The following is a 21,891-nucleotide window of genomic DNA, read 5'->3' as shown; positions in this document are numbered from 1 at the left end:
ATGACGATATTCCGTGCTCCGGCACTGGCTGCCTTACTTGCCTTGGCGGGAGTGCCGGCCGACACCGCAGCAAAGGCCGTGTCCAGCCAGGAAGCGACTGCCTCGTCAAGCTACGCTCTGCTGGGCCCGCAGTTTGGACGGGGCGTCATCGATGATCGCCTGAAGGATGCGATCGTTGACCGGGCGCACAAACTGCTGGATCGCGATCCAGCGCCGGCCAAGCATATCCGCATTGAAGGTGTGAGCTCGGGCCAGACGCAGGCGCCTGGCGTTGCGGTGAAGTCAGCGGAAACAGCAGACTCTATCGCTCGCTCCAGGACCAGTCTTGAAGACATGGAGGCCATGCTCGATCTGGCTCTGGCCTGGCGGGTCACCGGTGAGAAGCCGTTTCTCAGGAAGGCATGCCAGTACATCGAAGCCTGGGTTTCGACTTATGAGTTATCGTTCAATCCGGTCGATGAAGGCCGGTTCGACAATCTCATCCTTGCTTACGATCTGGTCGAGACCAGGGCGCCAAAGGCGTTGCGCGGCAAGGCCGACGCATTCATGCGACGGATGGCCGCCGGCTACATCGAGGCGATGGAGACCGGAAACGTTCCGATCAAGCCGACATTGACCAACAACTGGCAGAGCCACCGGATCAAGTTGGCAACGCTCGCGGCCTACCAGTTGGGCGATGACCAGCTGATCGCACGATCGCACGACCTGTTCAACAAACAGGTCGACGCCAATCTGCGCGGCGACGGCACGACGGTCGACTTCCTGCAGCGTGATGCGCTCCACTATGTAACCTACAGCCTTGGCTCCCAGCTCACGGCTGCAGCAGCCGCCCAAGCCCATGGTCAAGATTGGTACAGCCACAAGGGACCTGCCGGCCAAAGCCTGTCGCGAACGTTGGCATGGTTGGGTCCATTTGCCCGTGGAGAGCAGGTACACATCGAATTTTTGAAGTCTGTGGTGCCCTACGATCGACAGCGCGCTGCGGCCGGAGGCAAGACGTACCAGAACAAGCCCTGGAACCCGGCGACGGCGGATCAGGTCTATGCTCTCGCGGCCTCGCTTGACCCTAAATGGTTCGAACTGTCGAAGCAGCTCCAGGCAGCGAACGAGAGTGAGTCGTCCAGCGGGTTGGCGGAAGATGAGCCGCGCGAGTGGCTCTACCTCTTGCGGGACGGGAAATGAGCATGAACGAAAGGTGTGACATGCAGCGCCGCACGTTTCTTACCGGTACCGCCATAGCCGCCGGGGCAACCGCTTTCCCGGTGCTCGGGGCCGCCACTCCGGAAAGCGTCGCCGTACGTATCCGCGCAAAGGAAACTACGGGGCCACTCGATCACGTCTGGAATTGTGTCGGTTCGGACCGGGCTGCGATCACCATGCGAGAAAGCTGGCGCCATGATATCGATCGGGCCAGGCAAGAGATAGGCATCAAACGCGTTCGGTTCCACGGGATACTCAACGATGAACTGGGGGTTCTGACACGCTATCCCCAGCACCGTGACGGCACGGCGAATTTTCGGAACGTCGCCGAGGTCTATGATGGCCTTGTGGACCGCGGCCTAGCGCCGTTCGTTGAACTGGGTTTCATGCCAAGCGAACTGGCGTCGGGATCGGCGCAGTTCGGTTTTTACAAAGGCAATATCACGCCGCCCAAATCGTTTGAGGCGTGGAGTACCTTCATTGGCGAGTTTACACGGTTCATCGTCGATCGCTACGGCCTGGACGAGGTTGCCAGATGGCCTATTGAGGTGTGGAACGAGCCGGATCTGCCATTCTTCTTCACGGGAAAACAGGACGATTATTTTCAGCTCTACAAACACGCAGCGATGGCGATCAAAGGAGTCTCGCCCCGACTGCAGGTAGGCGGCCCGGTCACGTCCGGTGCAAAATGGATACCGGAATTCCTGAGGTTTTGTGCCAGCGAAAATGCACCCGTCGACTTCGTATCGACGCATAGCTACGCTGGTCACATGGGCGGTCCCAAGGATTCGGACCCCCAAATGTCGGTCAACGATGTTATTCCAACCACGATCCGCGGTGCGCGCCAGGCCATTGCCGCAAGCGGCCGTGCCGGGCTGCCTCTCTACATCAACGAATGGTCGGCTGACAGTCCCGCGATGATCGCGCACGTGCTCACTCATGTGCTGGGCGATGCGCAAATGATGTCTCACTGGGTTCTCAGTGGAACCTATGAGGAGTTGGGGCCAAGCGACTACCTTCTACAGGAAGGCGCAATGGGTTGGTCACTGATGCAACGAGGGATTCCGCGTCCCGCCTACAATACTTATCGCCTGCTTCACCGCCTCGGCCAGCAGCGCGTGTTCGCGCAAGGGCCTGCTCTTGCGTCGAGCAAAGCCAACGGGAAGCTGTCAGCGCTCGTTTGGAACCTTGCCGAAGTCCCGCAGGCCGCCGGCATACCGGGCGCCGACGCGACGCGGGAGGTGGTTGGATCGGCCAAGCGGCTTGTCGTCACTATTGAGGATATGAAGCCCGGCCAGGCTTTGCGGGTCACCTACGTTGACCAAAATAGAGGCTCACCGTTCCCGGCTTGGCGGAAGATGGGGTCTCCGAAACTCCCGACTTCGCAACAGATCGCGTTTCTTCGCGCGGCGGCCGAGTTGCCCGCGCCAAGCGCAGCCCGCCTCGACGCCAACCGCCAGTTAAGGCTCGATCTGCCGCCAGAGGGCGTAGCTCTGATTGAAGCTGTTTGAGAGGAACAGCAAGCTGAAGGACTCTGGGGCTTGTCTGCGCGACGCTACGTTCCGGCGGCATCTTTTTTCGGCATGGGCGGGCCAAGTGCAGGGTGGACCAGCCGAAACATCTTGTTTCCCGAGCGGATGATCACTTGCCGCGGACGATCGGCCAAGACGCTCAGCAAGCGTGACAACGCCATTCACCGACTAGACATCGGTGGTGATGGCGATGGTCGTTCGAAATATTGAATGAAAGCAACGCAATGTCAAAATGATGGCAGCGCCTGCGGTCAGTTGAGAGCCAAAGTGTGTGATGCGCTGATAGCAGTGTGACTATTTGCCATGATTTTGAATTTCCGCGTGATTATGTTGTTCTACTGAATCATCTTAGGGGCGAGAGGCTTTTGTCATGCCATGGCAGCATCGCCAGGGCGAATAGACGGAACGGTAGCTGTTAATAGCACCGGTTCCATTGACACGAGCCGCTCGCCGGAAAATATCAAAATACACTAATAGTACAATTATAGGGGAGGGATTTATGAAGGTGTATGCGCTCCTGCTGTGCACGGCAGGCCTGTCGGGTTTCACGGTTCCGGCGTCTGCTCAGGAAACCAGTCCGAGCATCGCTGAGACTGAAGCGAGCAATGTCATTATCGTCCAGGCCCGTCGCCGCGATGAGGATGTTCAGGACGTGCCGGCAGTGATCGATACGGTCACTTCTGAGGAAGTCAGCAAGCTCAATTTCCGCGACTTCAAGGAAGTCTCGACGATCGTACCGGGCCTTCAGCTTACGACCGAAGCGAACGGGACGGGCGGCAATGCCCGTTTGCGCGGCGTCAACTTCGACGTAACTGCGAGCGGCAACAACCCCACTGTCGAATTCTATTTCAATGACGCGCCTATTACGGCCGGCGTCATTCTCCAACAGATGTACGATATTGGCCAGATTGAAGTGCAACGCGGGCCCCAGGGCACCCTGCGCGGCCGCGCGGCGCCTTCGGGTTCGATCACCGTCGGTGCGCGCAAGCCCGATCTCTATTCGATCGGTGGCGCCATCGATATGACGGCCAACGATATCGGCACGCAGAATATAAAGGGGGCGATCAACCTTCCCATCATCGAGGGCATCGCCGCGATCCGCGCGGCAGGCGTATGGGATGAGAACGAAGGCGACCGCGTGCGCCCCATCGGCGGCGGCAGTCGCGATCCTTTCTCGCGGACCAAGAGCGGCCGCATTTCGGCGCTCGTTCAACCGACCGACTGGTTCAAGGCCGAAGCGCTTTATCAGCGCCTGGACCGGACGGCGTTCACCTACGATCAGGTAGCTTCGTTCAGCGAAACCAACCCAGACGCCGCCGCGAGCCCGGTCTACATCTCGACTTCGGACCGCCTTTCGACGCAGAATTCCGCCCGCAAGGTTCGGCAGCTGTATGACATCTACAACTGGCGGGCAGAGGCCAGCCAATGGGGCCAGGTGCTGATTTACCAGGGGCAGCATTATACGCAGAAGATTTCGTCGACGGCCAACCAGGATGGTGCTGACCTGTTCCCGGGCGATGTCAATCAGATGACGTTCTCGCATCCGAAATCCACGTCCCATGAGGTCCGGCTGCAGAACGACAGCCGCGTGTTCGGCTTCCTCGACTACGTGCTGGGATATTTCGATTACAAGAACAGCTCGCCGACCGAACTGACCAGCCCCACCATGGTGGGGCTGTCCTCCGGCCGCCTCATCACTGTGGTGAACACTGAGATTGAGCGCACCGGCTCCTCCCACGAGAAGTCGTTCTTCGGAAACCTGACGGCTCATATCGGCGATGCTACTGAGATTTCCGGTGGGCTGCGGCACATCGACTACACTTCGTCCAACGCGACCGTTGTGAATGGCCGCACCATTGCGACCGATGGCCAAGATGCCAAGAAGTGGATTTACTCGGCCTCGATCAAGCATAACTTTACGCCTGACCTGATGGTCTACGCCAGCACCGGCAGTTCCTGGCGCCCTGGCATCAATGTGGTCGGGGATTTCAACCTCGCTCGCTCTGCGTTGGAGGATAGCTTCCTCGATCTTCCGGCCGAAACGTCGAAGTCATACGAAATCGGGCTCAAAAGCACCCTGTTCGATGGCAGGGTGCGGGCCAACCTCACCGGGTTCCACCAGAAGTTCAAGAACTACCCATACCGCGTTGGCGGCCAGGGTGTATACTTCATCAACACCGTGGCACTCCGCAATGCCGCCGGCGCTGTCACTGGGACCGCTCAGCAGGTCTCAGCGTTCAATTTCGTCGGCGCGGTCCCGGTTGAGGTGAACGGTATCGAGGGTGACCTGTCCTTCAACGTGAACGATAATTGGTCTGTCGGTCTGGTAGCGAGCTATTCGCTCGGCAAGATCAAGAACGGCACGGTGCCGTGCAACGATCTCAACGGCGACGGGGTCCCCGACGTCGTCACAACGGCACCGACTCTCACGCAGTTGCAGACGGCAGTCGGAACGGACAACGTTGCTTCCTGCCAGGTCTCGCAGCGTTCAGGCTTCCAGGCGCCGTTCAGCGCATCTTTAACCAGCGAATACACGTTCCCCGTCTCGAGCCATGTCGACGCGTATCTTCGCGGATTGTTGAACTTCAGCGGCAATTCGCGGACCGATCCCACGAATATCTACGACGATGTGGGATCGTATGGCCTAGTGAACATGTTCGCGGGGATCCGTGATCCGAAGGGTGCCTGGGAAGTGTCGCTGTTCGCCAAGAACCTTTTCGACACCACCAAAACGCTTTCACGAACGAATCCGCTGCTGACCTCGTACCTTATCCCAACCGGTGCCACCACGACGGTCGCGGCGACCTATACCAGCACTTACACCGGCGTCACCTCCACGGCGCTGCGCGAATTCGGCATCAACGTGCGCTACGCATTCGGCTCGCGCTGAACTCTCCCAGAGGCTCCCTCCGAGCTCTCTCCCCTCGGCGGGCGGCCTTCGGGCCCCCGCCGTTTTTTGTCACAAAGCCGGATGACCGGCTGACGCATTCCCAAAGCTGCGTTGAACAACTCACCGCGGCGCCTTTAGCCAAGCGACTGGATCTGGTTTCGGAATTGCTTTGAGCGCCAAAGGCGCTCGCAGGCTGACCTAGGCCAAGTAGCTGCGCAGATTCTTGGCGGCGTTCGCCACGCAGACCAATCCATCTGCCGGATGATCGACTTCGACATAGCCGACGGCGTCGGTCAGCCGTGTTATACGCGGCCAGAGACGCGGAAAGCCAAGACGTCCGGCGCCCGGCTCGACTTTGATGGAACTGGTCACCGCCGAGGGCCGGATCGACATCCTTGAGATGAATCGAAATCACGCGCCGGCCGAGCTTCTTCAGTAGCGCGTAAAGATCGGCTCCCCCCGCCCAAGCCCAGGCCAAATCGATCTCGAAAGCCACTTCGGCGGGCGAGAACTCTTTGGAGATAATGTCCAGTGGCGTACTGCCACCGAGCGGCGCGTGATCCCACCAATGATTGTGATATGCGAGCTTCACGCCAAAGCGGCGCGCTGTCTGCGCCATCTGGCGTAGCTCTGGAAGCCAGGCGTCGAACGCAGCTCGGGTGGTTTCCCCAAGCTTGCCGCCTCGAAAGAAGATCGGCGCGGCCGAATAGGCGATCACGCTGGCGCCGATCGCTGCGGCTGTTTCTGCCTGCTCGGCAAACGGGCGGCCATAGCCGTATCGGACGACGCCGACTTCCATGCGCGCCTGGCGAACCATTGCCGCCTTATCGGCGCCGGAGAGTTCGCTTTTGTCCTGCAATGAGTAACCCGCGAGGCGGAAGCCGAAGTGGGTGTACCCCATCGCGGCGACCTTCCGCAGCGTCTCCTGGTAGTCCTGCTGGAGGGATTTCATCACCGTCATGTCGGTGAGACCAAGTGGGACCACCTTCGATCGGTTGGACGCTGCGGATAACTTGGAAGCGGCCGCGACAAAAGGGGTTGCCGCCAATCCTGCGATGAGAGATCGCCGCCGATATGCTATCATGCACTCACCTCACAATATTGAGGGCGCTCGACATTACGATTCGGCCGCTCTCACTTTTAAAAGCGTTAGCTAGGTTTGGCGGCATCGAATTCCTTCTGAATTTCAGCAAGTTTTTCAGGGGTGATCTGGTCGCCCGCATATTGTGCGAGCTGCGACAGGGTCATCGCGCGACCCATCTCGATCTGAGGATTGCTCACCACTTCGGGAATGTGTTTGATCAGGATCGCTTTGGACGCGGGATCATCCAGTAGAGTGCCAAGGTCGGTAGCATCAACCTTATAGACGGTCTTCGTTTTCGCTGAAGTGGCGGCGGGCGCTGCGAGCGATACCGAGGGGGCGGCCACAGCCACGTTCACAGTCACAGTCAGCATCAGCGCATGCATAATCGAACGCATCGAAACATCCTCTTCTCTTTTGGCGGCACGGTATGGTGGGCAGGCCAAATGACGGCGCGATAATTTCGCGCTTCATCAACTGGCGTCAAATTAAATATACCGTCGGTCTGCTTTTTCGAACCGATATCGCCGTGGCGCACTAATCTCTATAATGTCCGAGAAGGAGGGAGAGCGATGGCCGGCCGTTGTAGGTGAGGCGCGAGCCGACTCTCCTGAGACCGCAACGGAAAGACTTAAGTTGGTCCGCAGCCGACTCCGCGTGAGCGACAGCAATCCTCGAAACCCTGCTCTAAACCGGACAGTCGCCTACCGGCCATTGCAAGCCGTTCATTGTGGTTGATCTCTCGGTGAACGAATGACCGCTTCGGAGACGCTCGCAGGAGGCGCTGAACGGCAGCTCTGTCGGCTTAGAGGGGGAGGGGCTTTAGCCGCTCGTGCGCTCAATGCTGTTGGCTGAACGATCCTATGGCCAAACCTTTGGCAGCCATTGGGCCGACCATCAAAGGAATGAGGGGTTACTCGCCGAGAGCCATGGTTTGATCTCCACAGCGGTGAACATGGTTCTGATCGTTATCCTGTAGCGGCGACCGCCCGCTCACTCTGGATCGTCAGGTTTCAGATGCGCCGCCATGAAATCGACGAATGCCCTGAGTTTAGGCGTCACCTGCCGGCTGGCAGGCCATAAGACGTTGAACTGGTTGACCTCGCACACACTGTCCTCCAGAAGCGAGACCAGCCGACCATCGGCGAGTTCCTGACGGATCGCGAAGGGCGGAAGGCAGGCGATGCCGTGCCCGGCGACCGCCAGGTGAACAAGCGGGTCGATCGCCGTCGCGCTCATGGTTTCGGGAAGCGCGTTGCCTTCGGTGCCCAGCGGCCAGGGGCGCAGCTTGCCGGTACTGGGGGAGCGCTGGCGCAGGCAGCGATGCAATGCCAGATCGATAGGCTCGGCGGGCGTGCCATGCGCCGCGAGGTAACCTGGCGACGCGACGATCCGCAGCCTGAAGCGGCCTGCATTTCGGCGCATGAGCCGGCTGTCGACAGGCTGACCGGTGCGCACCACGGCATCGAAGCCTTCCTCGATCACGTCGACCAGCCGGTCACTGAAATCGAGATTGAGCTGCACTTGCGGATAGGCGACCATGAAATCGGCGAGCACCGGCGTGAGCAGCATCCCCACCAGCGGCAGGCTGACGCGCAGCCGTCCGCGCGGGGCGACATGCGTCTGCGCCAGTTCCTCGCGCGCGGCCTCCATCTCGGCAAAAATCCTGCGGCAGCGCTCCAGAAACATGCGCCCTTCCTCGGTGAGCGCCATGTTGCGGGTGTTGCGGTGGAACAGGCGGACCTGAAGCTGCTCCTCCAGCCGGGCGACCGCCTTGCCGATCGCCGACGCGGTCAACCCAAGTTGCCTGCCGGCCGCGACAAAGCTGCCTGTCTCCGAGGTCTGAACGAAGGCGTTGAGCGCGACGAGTTGATCCATGTGGCGCGAATACCGGAATATTCGTCCGCAGTCACCGGAACACGGGCTGGTTTTTCGCGGTCCGATCCGAGCCTAGGTCTCCGGTGATCACCACGAGGAGACCGAAATGACCGCAACTTTCAGCGCCGCTCCCATCCCGACGACCTTCATCGTCAATGTCATCCACGCGCATCCCGGCAAACAGGAAGAGGCGTTTCGCATCATCCAGGGCGTGGTCCGCTATGTGGCGGCACGCAAACCGGGCTTCCTGTGGAGCAGCCTTGCCAAGAGCGACGACGGCCTGACCGTCGTCAACATCGAGGCGATTTCGGGCGCCGGCGATGTCGAGTTGTTTTTCTCGGATCCGGTATTCCTGGAGAAATTCAACCGGCTCGATACGGTCTCGACCAGCGAATTCCACACATACAAGGTCGATGACCTCGTCCTGCCGCAGGTTGCGGCATGAGCGCGGCGCACGATCGCCTGCACCGCGGGGGACTGATAGCGCTCGGCACCGCCGGTTTCGTCACCATCCTGACCGAAGCCTTGCCCGCAGGCCTGCTGCCGCAGATCGGCGCCGATCTGCATGTCGGCGAGGCGTTCGCCGGCCAGTGGGTCAGCGTCTATGCATTGGGATCGCTTGCAGCTGCGATCCCGCTCACGAACGCGACACGCCACTGGCCCAGGCGGAACGTCCTGCTGGCAGCGATCCTCGGCTTCGCACTGGCCAATGGCGTGACGGCCATGACCGAGAGCTTCACAGTGTCGCTGGTCGCGCGGTTCGTCGGCGGCGTATCGGCAGGGCTGCTATGGGCGTTGCTTGCGGGCTACGCGGTCCGGCTCGCCCCGCAGCGGCTGGCCGGGCGGGCGATGGCCATCGCCATGGCCGGTACGCCGGTGGCACTGTCGATCGGCATTCCGGCGGGAACGGTGCTGGGCCAGTGGGCCGGCTGGCGGCTGGCCTTCGCCGCGCTCAGCGGGATTGCCATCGTGCTGGCGGGATGGATGAGATTGCGCCTGCCGGACTTTCCGGGCGAGGAACCGGCCGGCCGCCCGTCCCTGCGGGAGGTCTTCGCGCTGCCCGGCCTGCGACCGGTGCTGCTGCTGACGCTCTGCTTCGTTCTCGCCCACAACATCCTCTACACATACATCGCGCCTTTGCTCGCAGGCGCAGGACTGGCGGGGCAGACGGACCGGGTGCTGCTCACCTTCGGTATCGCCGGTCTGGCCAGCATCGCCGTGACGGGCGCGCTGATCGACAGGCACCTGCGGCTGATGACCGGGCTGGGCATCCTGCTTTTCGTGGGTGCAGCGGTCTTGCTCGGCACGAGCGCAACCGCGCTTGCCATCTACACGGCAGCACTCGCATGGGGGCTGGGCTTCGGCGGAGCAGCCACTTTGTTCCAGACCGCATCGGCCCGCGCTGCCGGTAATGCTGCCGATGTCGCGCAGGCGATGATCGTCACCGCATGGAATCTGGCGATCGCCGGAGGCGCGTTTATGGGCGGCGCCCTGCTTGATCGGCTGGGGGTGACGGCGTTGCCATGGTCCGCGTTCGCACTTCTCCTCGTCGCTGGCGCGGCGATGCCGAAAGGACGGCGCGGCACCTTGTCCACCTGATATGCCTTTGAAGCGCAAGGGAGCTCATCGGAAAGTATAGCCACCGTCGCAAAACAGGGTGCTGCCGGTCATGTTGCCATTGTCGAGGAGGAACAGCGCGGCATGCGCCTGTTCCAGGACATGCGCCGGTCGCTGGACGACGCAAAGCCGGCCCCAGAGATCGTAGGCGCTCTCGCGCTGCTCTTCGGGCCGGTCATGCCAGAGTTCGCTGTCGGTCGTACCCGGTGAGAGGCAATTGACCCGGATCGGCGCGAGTTCGATCGCCAGCCCTCGTGCCAGCCCTTCGACCGCAGAGTTGCACGCTGCATAGGCGGGCGCGCCGATCGGACGCGCCGACGCCGCACCCGACATCAGCACGACACCGGCGTCCGTGTGCAAGTACGGCAGCGCCTCGAAGACGGTCCAGTGCTGGCTCCAGAACTTGGCGGCGAACAGTGCCTCGCTGGTTTCCGGATCGCCGTCGCGAAAGGCGCCGGTGCGATAGCTTGCAGCGGAGATGAACAGGCCGGAGAGTTGCTGCTCATCCGCTGCGAAGAACTTGGCAATCGAGGCCCGGTCGGTAGTATCGACCGCACGGCCGATGGCACCGGTTCCCAATCGCTCGATGGCCGCTTCGAGCTTTCCGGTAGACCGCGCTCCGATCAGCACGCGATCGCCGCGTGCGACCAGAGCCTGTGCAAGGGCAAATCCGATGCCCGACGAGCCGCCGATGATGGCGTAAGTTCTGTCACTCATGGACACGAAGCTATTGATGCCGATAAGAACGGTAAAATGAATAGATTTCTCTCCATTCACGAATTGAATTCCTGACTATGTCCTCTCGACATCCGTCCGGCGACGAGATGGGCGTGTTCCTTGATGTCTGCGCGGCCGGAAGTTTCGCCGCAGCGGCAGTGCGGCTGGGACTGACACCATCTGCGGTCGCCAAGGCCGTCGGCCGGCTCGAACAACGGCTTGGGGTGCGCCTCTTTCACCGCACGACACGGCGCCTCGCTCTTACAGCGGAAGCCGTTGCCTATCGCGAGGTCTGCGGCGCGGCGCGGCAGAGGATCGAACGGGTCGAGATGGAGCTGGCCCTGATGGCGTCGGAACCTGCAGGAAACCTGCGGATCAGCCTGCCGCCTTTGCTGGGCACGCACCTGATTGCGCCGGCGCTTTACAGGCTTTGCGATACCTGGCCCCGTCTCCGCCTCGAAATCTCGACATCGACCGCCTGGACGGAACTGGCAGAAGACAATATCGATCTCGCCGTGCGGATCGGCGAATTGCCGGAGCTACCGGGGCTGATGGCTCGTCGGCTTGGTATGCAGCGGATCGTGCTGTGCGGTTCTGCGGAATATTTCGCCTCACGCGCAGTTCCGCAGACAGCGCAGGATCTGGCTGGGCACAGCCTCCTTGCCGCCGCGCGGGACGGGCGAGTGGCGCCGTGGCATTTTCGCAGCCCGGGCGGGGAACTCATCGTGATGGAACCGGAACCAAAGCTGGTGCTGGATGGCAGTCTTCTGACGCTTTCGGCGATCCGGGCTGGGCAGGGGATAGGGCTTGTACCTTATTGGCTTGCCCGTGACGCGATTTTGGATGGAAGTCTCGTCCCCGTCCTCGAAGAACTGGTGACCGGTCATTTGCCGATCAATGCCCTCTGGATCGCTTCTCCGATGATCGTGCCGCGTCTGCGGGTGGCGATAGACGCCGTCGTTGAAACCACCCGCGAAGCAGCCGAAACAGCCTTGATCGGTTGAACCTATCCGTCGCTTTTGGCAGCCTCGATGGCATCTGGCTGCGAATGGCGAGCGAATTTGGGTAAGAAAAATTCGCCCTCCCGGTTAGCTTTCAGGCAGGGAACTTGAGATTGGAATGGCGGTTGCAAGGGCAAAAACCGGCAAGACCAAACAGTAATCCCATATGTTGTGATACCAACAGGCGTTGCCGCAGATAAGCGCCGCCAGTGGCCGACAATCACCAATCGACGCGTTACAGGGTGTGAAAATGCGCGACTAACCGCTTGGCACGGTTCTTGTTTGGAGAGGTCCCGAACAACCTCCGGGGGACCAATGACCAAGTTTCTGAATGCCGCTGCCACGGTGACAATCGGCAGTATTCTCGTTTCGGGTTTCGCTTCCGCCGCCCTGGCAGCGGATACCGCCGAAATCGCGCCGGCAGATAGCAGCGGAGGAACGAGCGAAGAGATCGTCGTCACCTCGCTCAAGCGCGAAGTGAAGTTGCAGGATGCACCTGCGAGTATCACTGCGATATCGGGCGATACGCTGCGGTCCGCCAACATCGATTCCGCCAACGACCTCGTTCGTGCCGTGCCCAGTCTCACCATCACCGACGCAGGACCGGGGCAGCGCCGTATCACCCTCCGGGGTATCCGCAGCGCGGGCGACGCGCAGGTCGGGATCTATTACGACGAGACGCCGGTCGCCGGCCCTCCGGGCACCACCAGCGATCCGGGCGGCAGCCAGTCCGACTTCAAGCTGTTCGATCTCGAACGCGTGGAAGTGCTGCGCGGTCCGCAAGGCACGCTTTACGGCGCCGGTGCGGTCGGCGGCACGATCCGCCTTGTCACCCGTAAGCCGGACTTCGAATTCGGCGGCAACGTCGATGTTTCGGGCACCACGACGGAGGGCGGCGGTCAGGGATACCAGCTCAATGCAGCGGTCAACCTGCCGATCGTCAAGGACGTGCTGGCCGTGCGCGGGGTCTATTTCCGTCGCGACAACGACGGCTGGGTCGACAATCCGGGGTTGGGCCTCAAGGGCATCAATGCCGAGCGCAGCGACGGCGGCCGCGTGCTGGTGCGCTTCATCCCCGCGCCGTGGCTGACCATCGACGGTGCAGCGCATTTCCTCTTCACCGAGGGCGGTGCCAGCACCTGGTCGCCGAGCGCGGGCAAGTACAATGCCGTCAATGCCTCGCAAGTGCCCTATACCGACAAGCAGCGGCTCTACAGCCTGTCGGCGCGTGCTGAACTGGGCTTTGCCGATCTCGTGGCGACCACGAGCTACCAGGACCGCGATACACTGGTGACGCGCGATCCGACGCCGCTGTTCCGCAGCTTCAAGACCCGCGCGACTTGCGCCACGCATTTCACGGCGGCGGTCTGCGCGACCAACAACGGGTTCGCGGCCTACAACGCCTATGTCGATGGCCTGCTGCCGGTCATCTACTACCAGCCGCAGTCGGTGACCGACTGGACCAGCGAGCTGCGCCTGCAATCGAGCGGGACATCGTGGTTCCAGTGGACCGTGGGCGGTTTCTACGAGGACCGCGACGCCAAGGTGCTTTCCGAGGCGCGCCGGACCAACGCTTCGGATGGTTCGCAGATCGCGGGGGCGACGCCGCTGCTTCAGCGCCACGTCGTGGATTATCTCAAGCAGAAGGCGGCCTTCGGCGAGATCGCGGTCACGCCCCTTTCCGGCCTGACCCTGACCGGCGGTCTGCGCTACTACAGCTACGACAAGACCGTGGGCGGTGACACCACCATCGGGCTCGACATCCTGCGCACCTCGGTCACGCCCTGGGCGCTCTACAAGACCAACAACAAAGGCTGGCTCTACAAGGGCAACGTGAGCTGGAAGGCGGCGGACAACGTGCTCGTCTACGGCCAGGTCGCGACCGGCTATCGGCCGGGCGGTGTCAACCAGGTCCTGGGCCTTGCGCAGGCGCTTTCCTATGCGCCGGACAAGCTGACCACTTATGAAGGCGGTATCAAGACATCGTTCGGCGGCGATGCACTGATCCTCAACCTTGGGGGCTACATCACCGACTGGTCGGACATGCAGGTTAGCATCAACAGCGGCAGCTTCGTCTATCTCGGCAATGCCGGCGCGGCGCGGATCAAGGGTGTGGAAGCCGAAGCCACGCTCAATCCGACGCGCGGACTGACCTTCAACGTCAACGCCGCCTTTACCGATGCCAAGCTGACCGAGGACCAGGTTCCCGACGGCGTCACCCCGCTTGCCTCCACCGCGCGGCGCGGCGACAAGATCCCGTTCATCGCACCCCAGACGGTGAGCTTTGCCGGGCAGTACGACTGGGCTTTGGGCTCCGGCGGCTGGAGCGCGTTGCTGCGCGGCGACCTCAGCTATACCGGCGCGTCGCGCGCCGACTTCCGCCCGACATCGATCAGCTACCGCAAGGTTGGCGACTATACCCTGGCGAACGCTCGCATCGGCGTGCGCAACGAGCGGTACGGGGTGTTTTTCTATGTCAACAACCTGACCAATACTGTTGCCCGTACGTCCGCGGGCAATACGCTGGGCGGCACGACCGAGACCGTGACCACCATTCCGCCGCGCACCTACGGCATCAACCTCACCGGCTCGTTCTGATCCGCAGCGAAAGAGCATCTTGATGAAACACGCTTATCTTGCCCGCGCCGCTTCCGGCGCGCTTGCACTCGCATCGGCCCCGGCGGCCCACGCCGATGCCCTGTCGGACAAGGATACCGCTGCGATCATCGCCGGGATCGATGCCCGCAAGCCCCAGCTTGCCGCCAATGCCCGCAAGATCTGGGAACTGGCCGAAGTCGGCTTTCACGAGGACCAGAGTTCGGCATTGCTCCAGCAACAGCTCAAGGGCGCGGGCTTTCGGGTCGAGACGGGGACGGATGGCATTCCGACCGCCTTTACCGCCACTTACGGAAACGGCGGCCCGGTGATCGCCCTGTTGGCCGAGTACGATGCGCTGCCCGGCCTGTCGCAGGTCGATCGGCCGGTGGAACAGTCGCGCGGCGGGCTGGCGGGTCATGCCTGTGGGCACAACCTGCTCGGCACAGCCTCGGTCGAGGCCGCGATCGCGCTGGCCAAGTGGCTGAAGGCCAGCGGCACGCCCGGCACCGTGCGGCTCTACGGCACGCCCGCCGAGGAAGGCGGTTTCGCCAAGGTCTACCTCGTGCGGGACGGTTTCTTCAAGGACGTGGACGCGGTGCTGAGCTGGCATCCCAGCTCTGCCAACGGCGCGTCGCAGGGGCAACTCCTGTCGATGGTGACGGCCAAGTTCCGCTTCACCGGCGTCGCCTCGCACGCCGCCGCCGCACCGGAGCGGGGGCGTTCCGCGCTCGACGGCGTGGAGATCCAGAACGTCGCGGTGAACTACCTGCGCGAACACGTTCCGTCGGATGCGCGCATCCACTACACGATCACCGATGGCGGCGATCAGCCGAACATCGTGCCGGCTCATGCCGAAAGCTTTTATTACGTGCGCCATTACGACCCGGAAGTCGTGCGCGATGTCTTCGAGCGCGTGGTGAAGGCGGGTGAAGGTGCGGCACTCGCCACCGGCACCAGGTTCGAATACGAGATCATCGGCGGCAGTTTCGGCACTTTGCCCAACGATGCGCTGGGCCGGGTGGTCGATGCCAGCCTGCGCAGGGTGGGCGGCTACAGCTACACGCCCGACCAGCAGCGTTATGCCGACGCGATTGCGAAAACCCTGCCCAAGGGTGCGGCGAAGGCTGGCCCTTCCGAGATCGGCGCCTACGATTTCGGCCGCAAGGGTTCCGCTTCGTCGGACGTGGGCGACATTAGCTGGGTCGTGCCCACCGCCAGCCTCGGCACGGCGACCTGGGTGCCCGGAACCGCGCCGCATAGCTGGCAGGCGGCGTCGGCCAGCGGCACCTCGATCGGCGTGGAAGGGGCGGAAGTAGCCGCCAAGACTCTGGCGCTTTCAGGGGCGCAACTGTTCCTCGATCCGGGCAAGCTGAAAGACGCGAAGGCGGAGCTTCTGCGCAGCCAGGGGCCGGACTTCAAGTATGTGCCGCTGCTGGGAGATCGCAAGCCGCCGCTCGACTATGCCCGCAGCGCATTGCCGCAGGGTCGCTCGGCGAAGTAGTCATCTGGCTTACAAGCAAAAGCCCGCCGCCGTCTTCCGGGACGGCGGCGGGCTTTTTGTTTTCGCAGTCTCAGCGGCTGCGTTCGAGACGTTCGTAAGCGGCTTGCAGCGGACGCGGATCGACCCAGTCGGCCAAGGCGAAATCGCGTTCGAGGAAACCGAACAGGCCCAGCGCCTTCTTCTGCTGGTCGAACAGGGCGAGCCGCTCGGCGTCCAGCGTGGGGTGCAGGGTCTTGTGGAATTCGGCCCCATAAGCCTGGGTGACCGCCTCCACGCTGCCGCGGGTTTCGGACTGGAGGATCTCGTGCACCCGCGCGACGTTCTGCGCCGCCCAGTCCGCTGCGCGCAGCGTGCTTTCCAGGAAGCGGACGAGATAGTCGAAGTGATCGTCGATCAGGCTCTGGTGGACGGTGATCGGCCGGGGGGTGCCGTTGTTCACGCGTGAACTGCGGTTCGGCAGGGCATCGAGATCGATGCCCACGACCACGCCCGCCTCGCGCGCGCCGTCGAGTGCGGAAGCGCCCTTGACGTAGACCGCATCGACTTCGCCTGCGACGAGAGCGTCGATCGCCCAGAGCTTGTTGAGGCTGCCTCGTCCCGGCTGGCTGTCGCGACCGGCACCGCCGATGTTGCGGATCGTGCCGTCCACTTCGACCAGTTCCACATCGTCGAACGTCAGCCCGGCTGTATGCAGGGCGCCCTTGTAGCCTAGCAGCGACATGCCCCGGCCGATGCTGGTGCCGCGGATGTGGCTGGGAATCTCGTGGTCGGTCCAGCCGGGCAGGGCAAGCCGCTTGCCATTGAGGTGCTTCGCGTCGGTAATGCCGGAATCGGGGCGAACGAGGATGACCTGACTTTCCTCGATCCAGGTCAGGCCGACCAGTTTTGTCGGCTCGCCTTGCGCGCGCGCGGCGAAGGCGAGGATGTTGCCGCCTTCGCGGATCAGCGTCGGCAGGCGGTGGTCGTAATGGCGCAGCGCGATCTCGGGCGTCGATTCCTGCAGGGTGCGGACGGGAATGCCTTCGGCGGCGAATTCCTCGGTCAGCCAGCCCAGCTTGTAGGCAAGGCCGGTGGCGGTGGGCACCGGGCAGCGGGTGAACCAGATTTCGTCGGGGGCCGAGGACGCGGAAGGAACGGGTTGGGTTGCCATGCGAGTTGTCCTTTTTCTCAGAAGGTCACGGAAACGGCGCCGCCCCAGACGCGGGGCTCGATGATGTATTTGATGTATCCGAAGTTCGCGGAGGGGATGATCGTCGAGGCGGCGTGGCTGTTGGTCAGGTTGCGCGCGAAGACCGAGAGCTTGATGTCGCTGGGCAGTTTCCAGCTCAGCGCGACATTGCCCAGCCACTTCGGTCCCTGTTCCAGCGGTGCGGTCTGGGTGCCGGCGTTGAAGTAGAGATGCGAGCGATAGGACCAGTTGGTTTCCGCAACGATCCGATGCCCGTTGCCCAGTTCGAAAGTATAGTCCCCGGCGATGCTGGCGGTAACGTGCGGCGCGCGCACGAACTGGTTGCCGGAGCAGTCGACGCTTGCCTTGCAGTTGGGAAATTCGGTGTACTTGGTGTCTAGCAGGCCAAGCGTTCCGGTCAGGTGCAGGGCATCCACCGGGCGCGCGGAAAGGACGCCCTCGATGCCCTTGGACCAGCCCTTGCCCGCATTGGAAAGCTGGCTGAGCGGCAACTGGATCACTGTTACCTGGATGTCGCTGTAATCGTTGTAGAAGGCGGCGAGGTTGGCGCTCAGGCGGCCGCCGAACCATTCCGACTTGAGGCCGATCTCATAGCTTTTTACATATTCGGGATCGACGGTGGCGACCTGGGTCTGCACGGTGGCGCCGGTGTTGAAGCCGCCGGAGCGGAAGCCCTTCGCATAGCGGGCATAGACGTTGAGATCGCGGGTGAAGTTGTACTTGGCCGTCGCGTCATAAGTGAACGCGCGCCAGTTGCGCTTCGTATCCTGTGCCGAGCGGGTCGCGATGCCCGTGCCGGTCACCGAATTGCGCGACCAGAAAGCCACGGTGTCCAGATAGGTCAGCGTTCCGGTGCCGCCGGTGGCGGTGCCGATGGTGTCGAGGTCGATCGCCTTGTCTTCCCAGGTATAGCGGCCGCCCAGGATGATTTCGAGATTGTCGATCGGCTCGTACGTGACATTGGCGAAGAGGCCGTAGCTGTTGTTGCTCTGGCTGAACTGCGTGTTGGTCCACGCCGTCCTGAGACCCACGGTATTGGGCAGTACGGCGGTGGCTGCCTCGGAATCCAGCTTCTCGTAATAGTAGTGCGCGCCGAGAATCCATTTCAGGCGGCCCTCGTCCGGCGAGGCGAGGCGCAGTTCCTGGCTGAAGACCTTGGCGTCGAGGCTGCTGTAGGTATGGGTGCCTTCGTGGTCGACTTGTGTGCCGAGTTCGGAGCGGTGCTTGAACTCGTTGTATCCGCTGATCGATGTAAGATGAAGGTCTCCCACGTCCCAGTCGAGGTTGAGTTGAACCCCGCGCTGGCGCAGATCCTGTCCGCTGTTGCCGAACGAGGAATTGTTCCTGTAGCCCTGCGGTACAGCGAAGCCTGCACTGTCGGTGGCATTAACGCCCTGGTAGATGATGTCGCCCACGTTCTTGTAGTCGCGGTACTGCACGCGCAGCAGCGCTTCGAACGTATCGGTCGGCTTGGCGAGCACCGAGAAGCGGGCGGCGGCTTCGCGGTTCTTGCCCATCGGGGTGCCGTCGTGCCGATTGGTGGCGAAGCCGTCGTCATCGCGGAAGTGCCCCGCGAAGCGCACGGCCACCATGTCGTTCAGCGGTCCGCCCCAGGCGCCTTCCAGCAGGGTTGATCCGTAGCTGCCGTATTCGGCACGGGCATAGCCGCTCGCATCGAAGGCGGGTCTGCGCGAGATGAAGTTCACCGCACCCGCCGTGGTGTTCTTGCCCCAGAGCGTGCCTTGCGGACCACTGAGCACTTCGACGCGTTCGAGGTCGAAGATCGGGAAGCCCTGCGCCACTGGAATGCCCAGATAGACTTCGTCCTGATAGATGCCGACCGGGCTGGTCTGGCCGTTGCCGGGCACCGAATTGCCGATGCCCCGCAAGTACCAGCGCGGAGTCAGGTTGCCGACGGACGTGTCGGCACTGAAGCTGGGCACGAAACGGGAGATGTCGCTGGCGCGGGTTATGAGCCGGTCGCGCAGGGCGTCGCCGCCCAGCGCCACGACCGAAGCGGGCACATCCTGCACGCTCTGGGTACGCTTCTGCGCGGTGACGAGGATCGTATTGCCGCCCGCGTCGCTGGCGGCATCAGCTGCGGTTGCAGGGGCCTCGTCGCCGGCTGCTTCCGTGGCTGTCTCGGCATGCGCCTGCGCCGAAAGCGCCAGGGCGAGCGCAAGGGCGCCGGCACCGCCGAGGCGGAGTGCGAGAGGAAATGGGGAAGGCTCCCTGAATGGCATGACGTGCTCGTTCCTGGATTGTGAGGTCTGTTCGCAATCGCAGGAGCAAGGCGCGTGCCACTTCGGAAAACGGCTTCATTTCCGGCCTGTCGTCTCGAACGCCTTCTCCCGGCTGCACAGAATGAAGCAGCCGGTGCGCGGATATGATCGCGAATGGCGAAAGGTTAGGGCATCTTCGAAACAGTAAAGTTACCCGATGGCTCGAAAAAACTGCGCTAGGCGGCGCGGTCGCCGGCCCGCAAGGCGAGCGCTGCGGCGAGGGGGCGCGCGTCGATCCAGCCATCGATATCGACGGCGTTTTCAAGAAAGCCATGGAGGCGCAGGAACTGTTCCTGCGCGCGCAGCATCTCGATCCGTTCGGGCGAGAGATCCGGATGCAGCGCGCGGTGAAAGCCGTCGCGATAGGCGGCTTCCACGCCGGCCGGACCGGAGAACGTCTCGCGTTCGAGGATCTGGCCAAGCCGGGCGGGATGGTGAGCGGCCCAGTCCGCTGCCCGCAAGGTGCACAGCAGGAAACGAACGACGACGTCGAAATGCTCCTCGATCATGTGCCGATGCGTGACGATCGGGCGCGGCGTGCCGTTGTTCACCCGCGTCATCCGGCTGGGATAGGCGTCGAGATCGATGCCGACTTCCAGCCCGAGCTTCTGGGCCACCTCGGCGGCGGCGGAGCCCTTGACGTAAACCGCATCGACCCGGCCGTCCGCCAGAGCCTGAAGGCCAGACCACATGCGCTGCATCATCTGCGGTTCGGAAAAATCGACCCTCGGGGTCGGCACGTCCACGAATTGCACGTCGTCCAAAGAGAGGCCTGCCAGCCGCAGGGCGTTCTTGATCCCGTGCAGCGACATGCCGCGCACGACGGACGCCCCGCGCGTCGAGACGTAGCCGGGCAAGGCGAACCGCAGGCCGCGCAAACTCTGCGGGTCGAAGACCTGCTCTCCGGCGCGAACCATTATGGCCTGTCGCTCGTCGATCCAGGTGAGCCCGATGACGCGGGTCTCGGCGCCGAGCGATCGCGCCGCGAGAGCGGGAATATTGCCGCCCTCGCGAAAGAGCCTGCAGGTCATCTCCTCCTGGTCCCGTTCGGCCACATGCAGCCGGTCCTCCCGCAACCAGTCCACGGAGATGCCGTCGGATGCGAACTCCTTGTCCAGCCAGCCGAGCGACCAGGCGATGGAAGAGGCAGCCGGAACCGGTGAGCGCACCAGCCAGATCCGATCCAGTGTCATGGCATCGCCCGGTGTCATTGCTGCATCCTCTCCATCCGCCATATCGTGTTCCTTAAAGCAAAGCCCGTGCCAGCGAGGAATGACGAAAGGCCTCCGCATCGAACGGCGGGGCTGCACGAAATCACACGGACATTGCGCAGATTTGCGCAGCGACAGCACTGTCCGCGCAGGTTGGGGCGGTTTCAGGCAGCTTTGCCGTGCGTGGCATGATCCGTGCTTTCCCATCTTTCGAACATTGCATTTTCTCAAGGAGAGCAAGAATGGCGTTGAGCTTCTATTGGCACCTGTCAACGGACGCGCCCGCCGATCGCGGGCGCGGCGAGTGGGCCGAAGGAGAGCGGCCCTGGACCCCGAAGCAGGATGTCGCCAGTCGCCGCCTTCAGATCAACCATTACGATTACCTGACGCAAGTTGCCCGCGCGGCCGAATTGACCGGCTTCGACGGCATCGTCATCCCCGACGAGCCCCAGGGCGAGGAGCCGTGGATCGTGACCGGCGCGCTGCTGCGGGAAACCCGCCGCGTGGGGATCGTCACGGCTGTCGCTCCCGGCTCGGCATCCGGGGTCTACCAGGGCAAGATGGCCGCCAGCGTCCAGCGCTTTTCGAACGACCGTCAGAGCTGGCTCATCGAAAACGGCGAAGGCCGGGGCGCCGGAGACGTGCTCGCCGCCAAGGAGCGGGCGGTGCGGGCGGGTGAATTGCTCACCTTGTTGGAAGGTATCTGGAGCGAAGGTCCCTTCGATCTGGAGGGACGTCATTTCGTGGTCGAGAAGGGCGGGCTGGCAGGTCTTGTGAAGGGACGCCGCCGCCCGCCGGTCTGGCTGCGCCGATCCGATGGGCCGGACGCGCAGCTGCTTGCCCATGCCGACGTGCTCCTGATCGACACGGAAGAGGCGCTTGGCTCCCTCCCGGATCTCGTCAGGTCGCTGCGCCAGGACCATCCCTCGCTTCGGATCGCCGCGCAGCTGCCGCTGCTGGCCCGTGCGGAAGCGCAGGACCTCGCGGTGGAGCTTGCGCGGCGCGACCTTTCGCCCTCCGCCTTGGTCGGCACGTTCGATGAGGTGGCTGCCAAACTCGGGGAACTGGCGAGCGCCGGGCTCGAAATCGCCGTGCTGGCCGCGCCCGACCAGATCCAGGAAGTCCACATTGCGGGCGAGCAGGTCATCGGCCGCGTCCGCGCCTCGGCCCTGCTTGCGGCCTGACGGAGACCAG

16 protein-coding genes are annotated in these 21,891 nt (G+C 62.8%); 9 read left to right on the top strand and 7 right to left on the bottom strand.

What is annotated here, in order from left to right:
* The 3 genes from V7066_RS20320 to V7066_RS20310 all read left to right on the top strand — a co-directional run bounded on the left by V7066_RS20320 (position 1) and on the right by V7066_RS20310 (position 5,622).
* The gene (locus V7066_RS20320) at positions 1–1,182 is read left to right on the top strand and encodes an alginate lyase family protein (RefSeq protein ID WP_334184802.1); all 1,182 of its coding nucleotides are present in this window, start codon (positions 1–3) and stop codon (positions 1,180–1,182) included.
* Positions 1,179–2,711 carry a GH39 family glycosyl hydrolase gene (locus tag V7066_RS20315; protein ID WP_334184801.1) on the top strand — a complete coding sequence of 511 codons (1,533 nt, stop codon included), beginning with the start codon at positions 1,179–1,181 and terminating at the stop codon, positions 2,709–2,711. The genes V7066_RS20320 and V7066_RS20315 overlap by 4 nt, the downstream gene beginning before the upstream one ends.
* A 520-nt stretch (positions 2,712–3,231) precedes the next feature.
* Positions 3,232–5,622, top strand: a complete 2,391-nt coding sequence (locus V7066_RS20310) for a TonB-dependent receptor (RefSeq protein ID WP_334184800.1) — start codon at positions 3,232–3,234, stop codon at positions 5,620–5,622.
* Here V7066_RS20310 and V7066_RS20305 read toward each other — a convergent pair.
* The 3 genes from V7066_RS20305 to V7066_RS20295 all read right to left on the bottom strand — a co-directional run bounded on the left by V7066_RS20305 (position 5,591) and on the right by V7066_RS20295 (position 8,581).
* Positions 5,591–6,583, bottom strand: a complete 993-nt coding sequence (locus tag V7066_RS20305) for a sugar phosphate isomerase/epimerase family protein (protein ID WP_334184799.1) — start codon at positions 6,581–6,583, stop codon at positions 5,591–5,593. The genes V7066_RS20310 and V7066_RS20305 overlap by 32 nt on opposite strands.
* A gap of 188 nt (positions 6,584–6,771) precedes the next feature.
* Positions 6,772–7,101, bottom strand: coding sequence for a hypothetical protein (locus tag V7066_RS20300; RefSeq protein ID WP_334184798.1), 330 nt, complete (start codon positions 7,099–7,101; stop codon positions 6,772–6,774).
* A 595-nt stretch (positions 7,102–7,696) separates the two neighbouring features.
* On the bottom strand, positions 7,697–8,581 hold the full coding sequence (locus V7066_RS20295; protein ID WP_334184797.1) for a LysR family transcriptional regulator: 885 nt from the start codon (positions 8,579–8,581) through the stop codon (positions 7,697–7,699).
* Positions 8,582–8,687: 106 nt separating this feature from the next.
* On the opposite strand from V7066_RS20295, the gene V7066_RS20290 reads away from it, so the two are divergent.
* Positions 8,688–9,026: a hypothetical protein gene (locus tag V7066_RS20290; protein ID WP_334184796.1), complete on the top strand. Its 339-nt coding sequence runs from the start codon at positions 8,688–8,690 to the stop codon at positions 9,024–9,026.
* Complete coding sequence (locus V7066_RS20285) at positions 9,023–10,180, top strand: MFS transporter (protein ID WP_334184795.1); 1,158 nt, start codon at positions 9,023–9,025, stop codon at positions 10,178–10,180. Before V7066_RS20290 ends, V7066_RS20285 begins: the two co-directional genes overlap by 4 nt.
* A 24-nt stretch (positions 10,181–10,204) precedes the next feature.
* On the opposite strand, the gene V7066_RS20280 is transcribed toward V7066_RS20285, so the two are convergent.
* Positions 10,205–10,915 carry an SDR family oxidoreductase gene (locus V7066_RS20280; RefSeq protein WP_334184794.1) on the bottom strand — a complete coding sequence of 237 codons (711 nt, stop codon included), beginning with the start codon at positions 10,913–10,915 and terminating at the stop codon, positions 10,205–10,207.
* 107 nt (positions 10,916–11,022) lie between these two features.
* On the opposite strand from V7066_RS20280, the gene V7066_RS20275 reads away from it, so the two are divergent.
* From V7066_RS20275 to V7066_RS20265, 3 genes are all read left to right on the top strand, one after another.
* Positions 11,023–11,919 carry a LysR family transcriptional regulator gene (locus V7066_RS20275; protein ID WP_334184793.1) on the top strand — a complete coding sequence of 299 codons (897 nt, stop codon included), beginning with the start codon at positions 11,023–11,025 and terminating at the stop codon, positions 11,917–11,919.
* Between the two features lie 312 nt (positions 11,920–12,231).
* A complete protein-coding gene (locus V7066_RS20270) occupies positions 12,232–14,514 on the top strand; it encodes a TonB-dependent receptor (protein ID WP_334184792.1) in 2,283 nt (760 codons plus the stop codon).
* A gap of 22 nt (positions 14,515–14,536) precedes the next feature.
* Positions 14,537–16,015, top strand: a complete 1,479-nt coding sequence (locus V7066_RS20265; protein WP_334184791.1) for an amidohydrolase — start codon at positions 14,537–14,539, stop codon at positions 16,013–16,015.
* A gap of 70 nt (positions 16,016–16,085) precedes the next feature.
* Here the strand turns inward: V7066_RS20265 and V7066_RS20260 are convergent, their stop codons facing one another.
* From V7066_RS20260 to V7066_RS20250, 3 genes are all read right to left on the bottom strand, one after another.
* Positions 16,086–17,165: an ABC transporter substrate-binding protein gene (locus V7066_RS20260; protein ID WP_334184790.1), complete on the bottom strand. Its 1,080-nt coding sequence runs from the start codon at positions 17,163–17,165 to the stop codon at positions 16,086–16,088.
* 17 nt (positions 17,166–17,182) lie between these two features.
* Positions 17,183–19,447 carry a TonB-dependent receptor gene (locus V7066_RS20255; protein WP_334184789.1) on the bottom strand — a complete coding sequence of 755 codons (2,265 nt, stop codon included), beginning with the start codon at positions 19,445–19,447 and terminating at the stop codon, positions 17,183–17,185.
* A 215-nt stretch (positions 19,448–19,662) separates the two neighbouring features.
* A complete protein-coding gene (locus tag V7066_RS20250) occupies positions 19,663–20,721 on the bottom strand; it encodes an ABC transporter substrate-binding protein (RefSeq protein ID WP_334184788.1) in 1,059 nt (352 codons plus the stop codon).
* A 218-nt stretch (positions 20,722–20,939) separates the two neighbouring features.
* Here V7066_RS20250 and V7066_RS20245 point away from each other — a divergent pair, with 218 nt between their 5' ends.
* A complete protein-coding gene (locus V7066_RS20245; RefSeq protein ID WP_334184787.1) occupies positions 20,940–21,881 on the top strand; it encodes an LLM class flavin-dependent oxidoreductase in 942 nt (313 codons plus the stop codon).
* Positions 21,882–21,891: the final 10 nt, after the last annotated feature.

Source organism: Novosphingobium sp. (assembly GCF_036820275.1).
Lineage (GTDB): Bacteria > Pseudomonadota > Alphaproteobacteria > Sphingomonadales > Sphingomonadaceae > Novosphingobium.
This window is presented reverse-complemented; position numbering and strand designations above follow the sequence as displayed.

Excerpts from the sequence above, each read along its gene's own strand:
- V7066_RS20265 (WP_334184791.1), top strand. The coding sequence starts at position 14,537 with ATGAAACACGCTTATCTTGCCCGCGCCGCTTCCGGCGCGCTTGCACTC.
- V7066_RS20285 (WP_334184795.1), top strand. The coding sequence starts at position 9,023 with ATGAGCGCGGCGCACGATCGCCTGCACCGCGGGGGACTGATAGCGCTC.
- V7066_RS20245 (WP_334184787.1), top strand. The coding sequence starts at position 20,940 with ATGGCGTTGAGCTTCTATTGGCACCTGTCAACGGACGCGCCCGCCGAT.
- V7066_RS20315 (WP_334184801.1), top strand. The coding sequence starts at position 1,179 with ATGAGCATGAACGAAAGGTGTGACATGCAGCGCCGCACGTTTCTTACC.
- V7066_RS20280 (WP_334184794.1), bottom strand. The coding sequence starts at position 10,915 with ATGAGTGACAGAACTTACGCCATCATCGGCGGCTCGTCGGGCATCGGA.
- V7066_RS20310 (WP_334184800.1), top strand. The coding sequence starts at position 3,232 with ATGAAGGTGTATGCGCTCCTGCTGTGCACGGCAGGCCTGTCGGGTTTC.
- V7066_RS20290 (WP_334184796.1), top strand. The coding sequence starts at position 8,688 with ATGACCGCAACTTTCAGCGCCGCTCCCATCCCGACGACCTTCATCGTC.
- V7066_RS20270 (WP_334184792.1), top strand. The coding sequence starts at position 12,232 with ATGACCAAGTTTCTGAATGCCGCTGCCACGGTGACAATCGGCAGTATT.
- V7066_RS20320 (WP_334184802.1), top strand. The coding sequence starts at position 1 with ATGACGATATTCCGTGCTCCGGCACTGGCTGCCTTACTTGCCTTGGCG.
- V7066_RS20295 (WP_334184797.1), bottom strand. The coding sequence starts at position 8,581 with ATGGATCAACTCGTCGCGCTCAACGCCTTCGTTCAGACCTCGGAGACA.
- V7066_RS20255 (WP_334184789.1), bottom strand. The coding sequence starts at position 19,447 with ATGCCATTCAGGGAGCCTTCCCCATTTCCTCTCGCACTCCGCCTCGGC.
- V7066_RS20260 (WP_334184790.1), bottom strand. The coding sequence starts at position 17,165 with ATGGCAACCCAACCCGTTCCTTCCGCGTCCTCGGCCCCCGACGAAATC.
- V7066_RS20300 (WP_334184798.1), bottom strand. The coding sequence starts at position 7,101 with ATGCGTTCGATTATGCATGCGCTGATGCTGACTGTGACTGTGAACGTG.
- V7066_RS20275 (WP_334184793.1), top strand. The coding sequence starts at position 11,023 with ATGGGCGTGTTCCTTGATGTCTGCGCGGCCGGAAGTTTCGCCGCAGCG.
- V7066_RS20305 (WP_334184799.1), bottom strand. The coding sequence starts at position 6,583 with ATGACGGTGATGAAATCCCTCCAGCAGGACTACCAGGAGACGCTGCGG.
- V7066_RS20250 (WP_334184788.1), bottom strand. The coding sequence starts at position 20,721 with ATGGCGGATGGAGAGGATGCAGCAATGACACCGGGCGATGCCATGACA.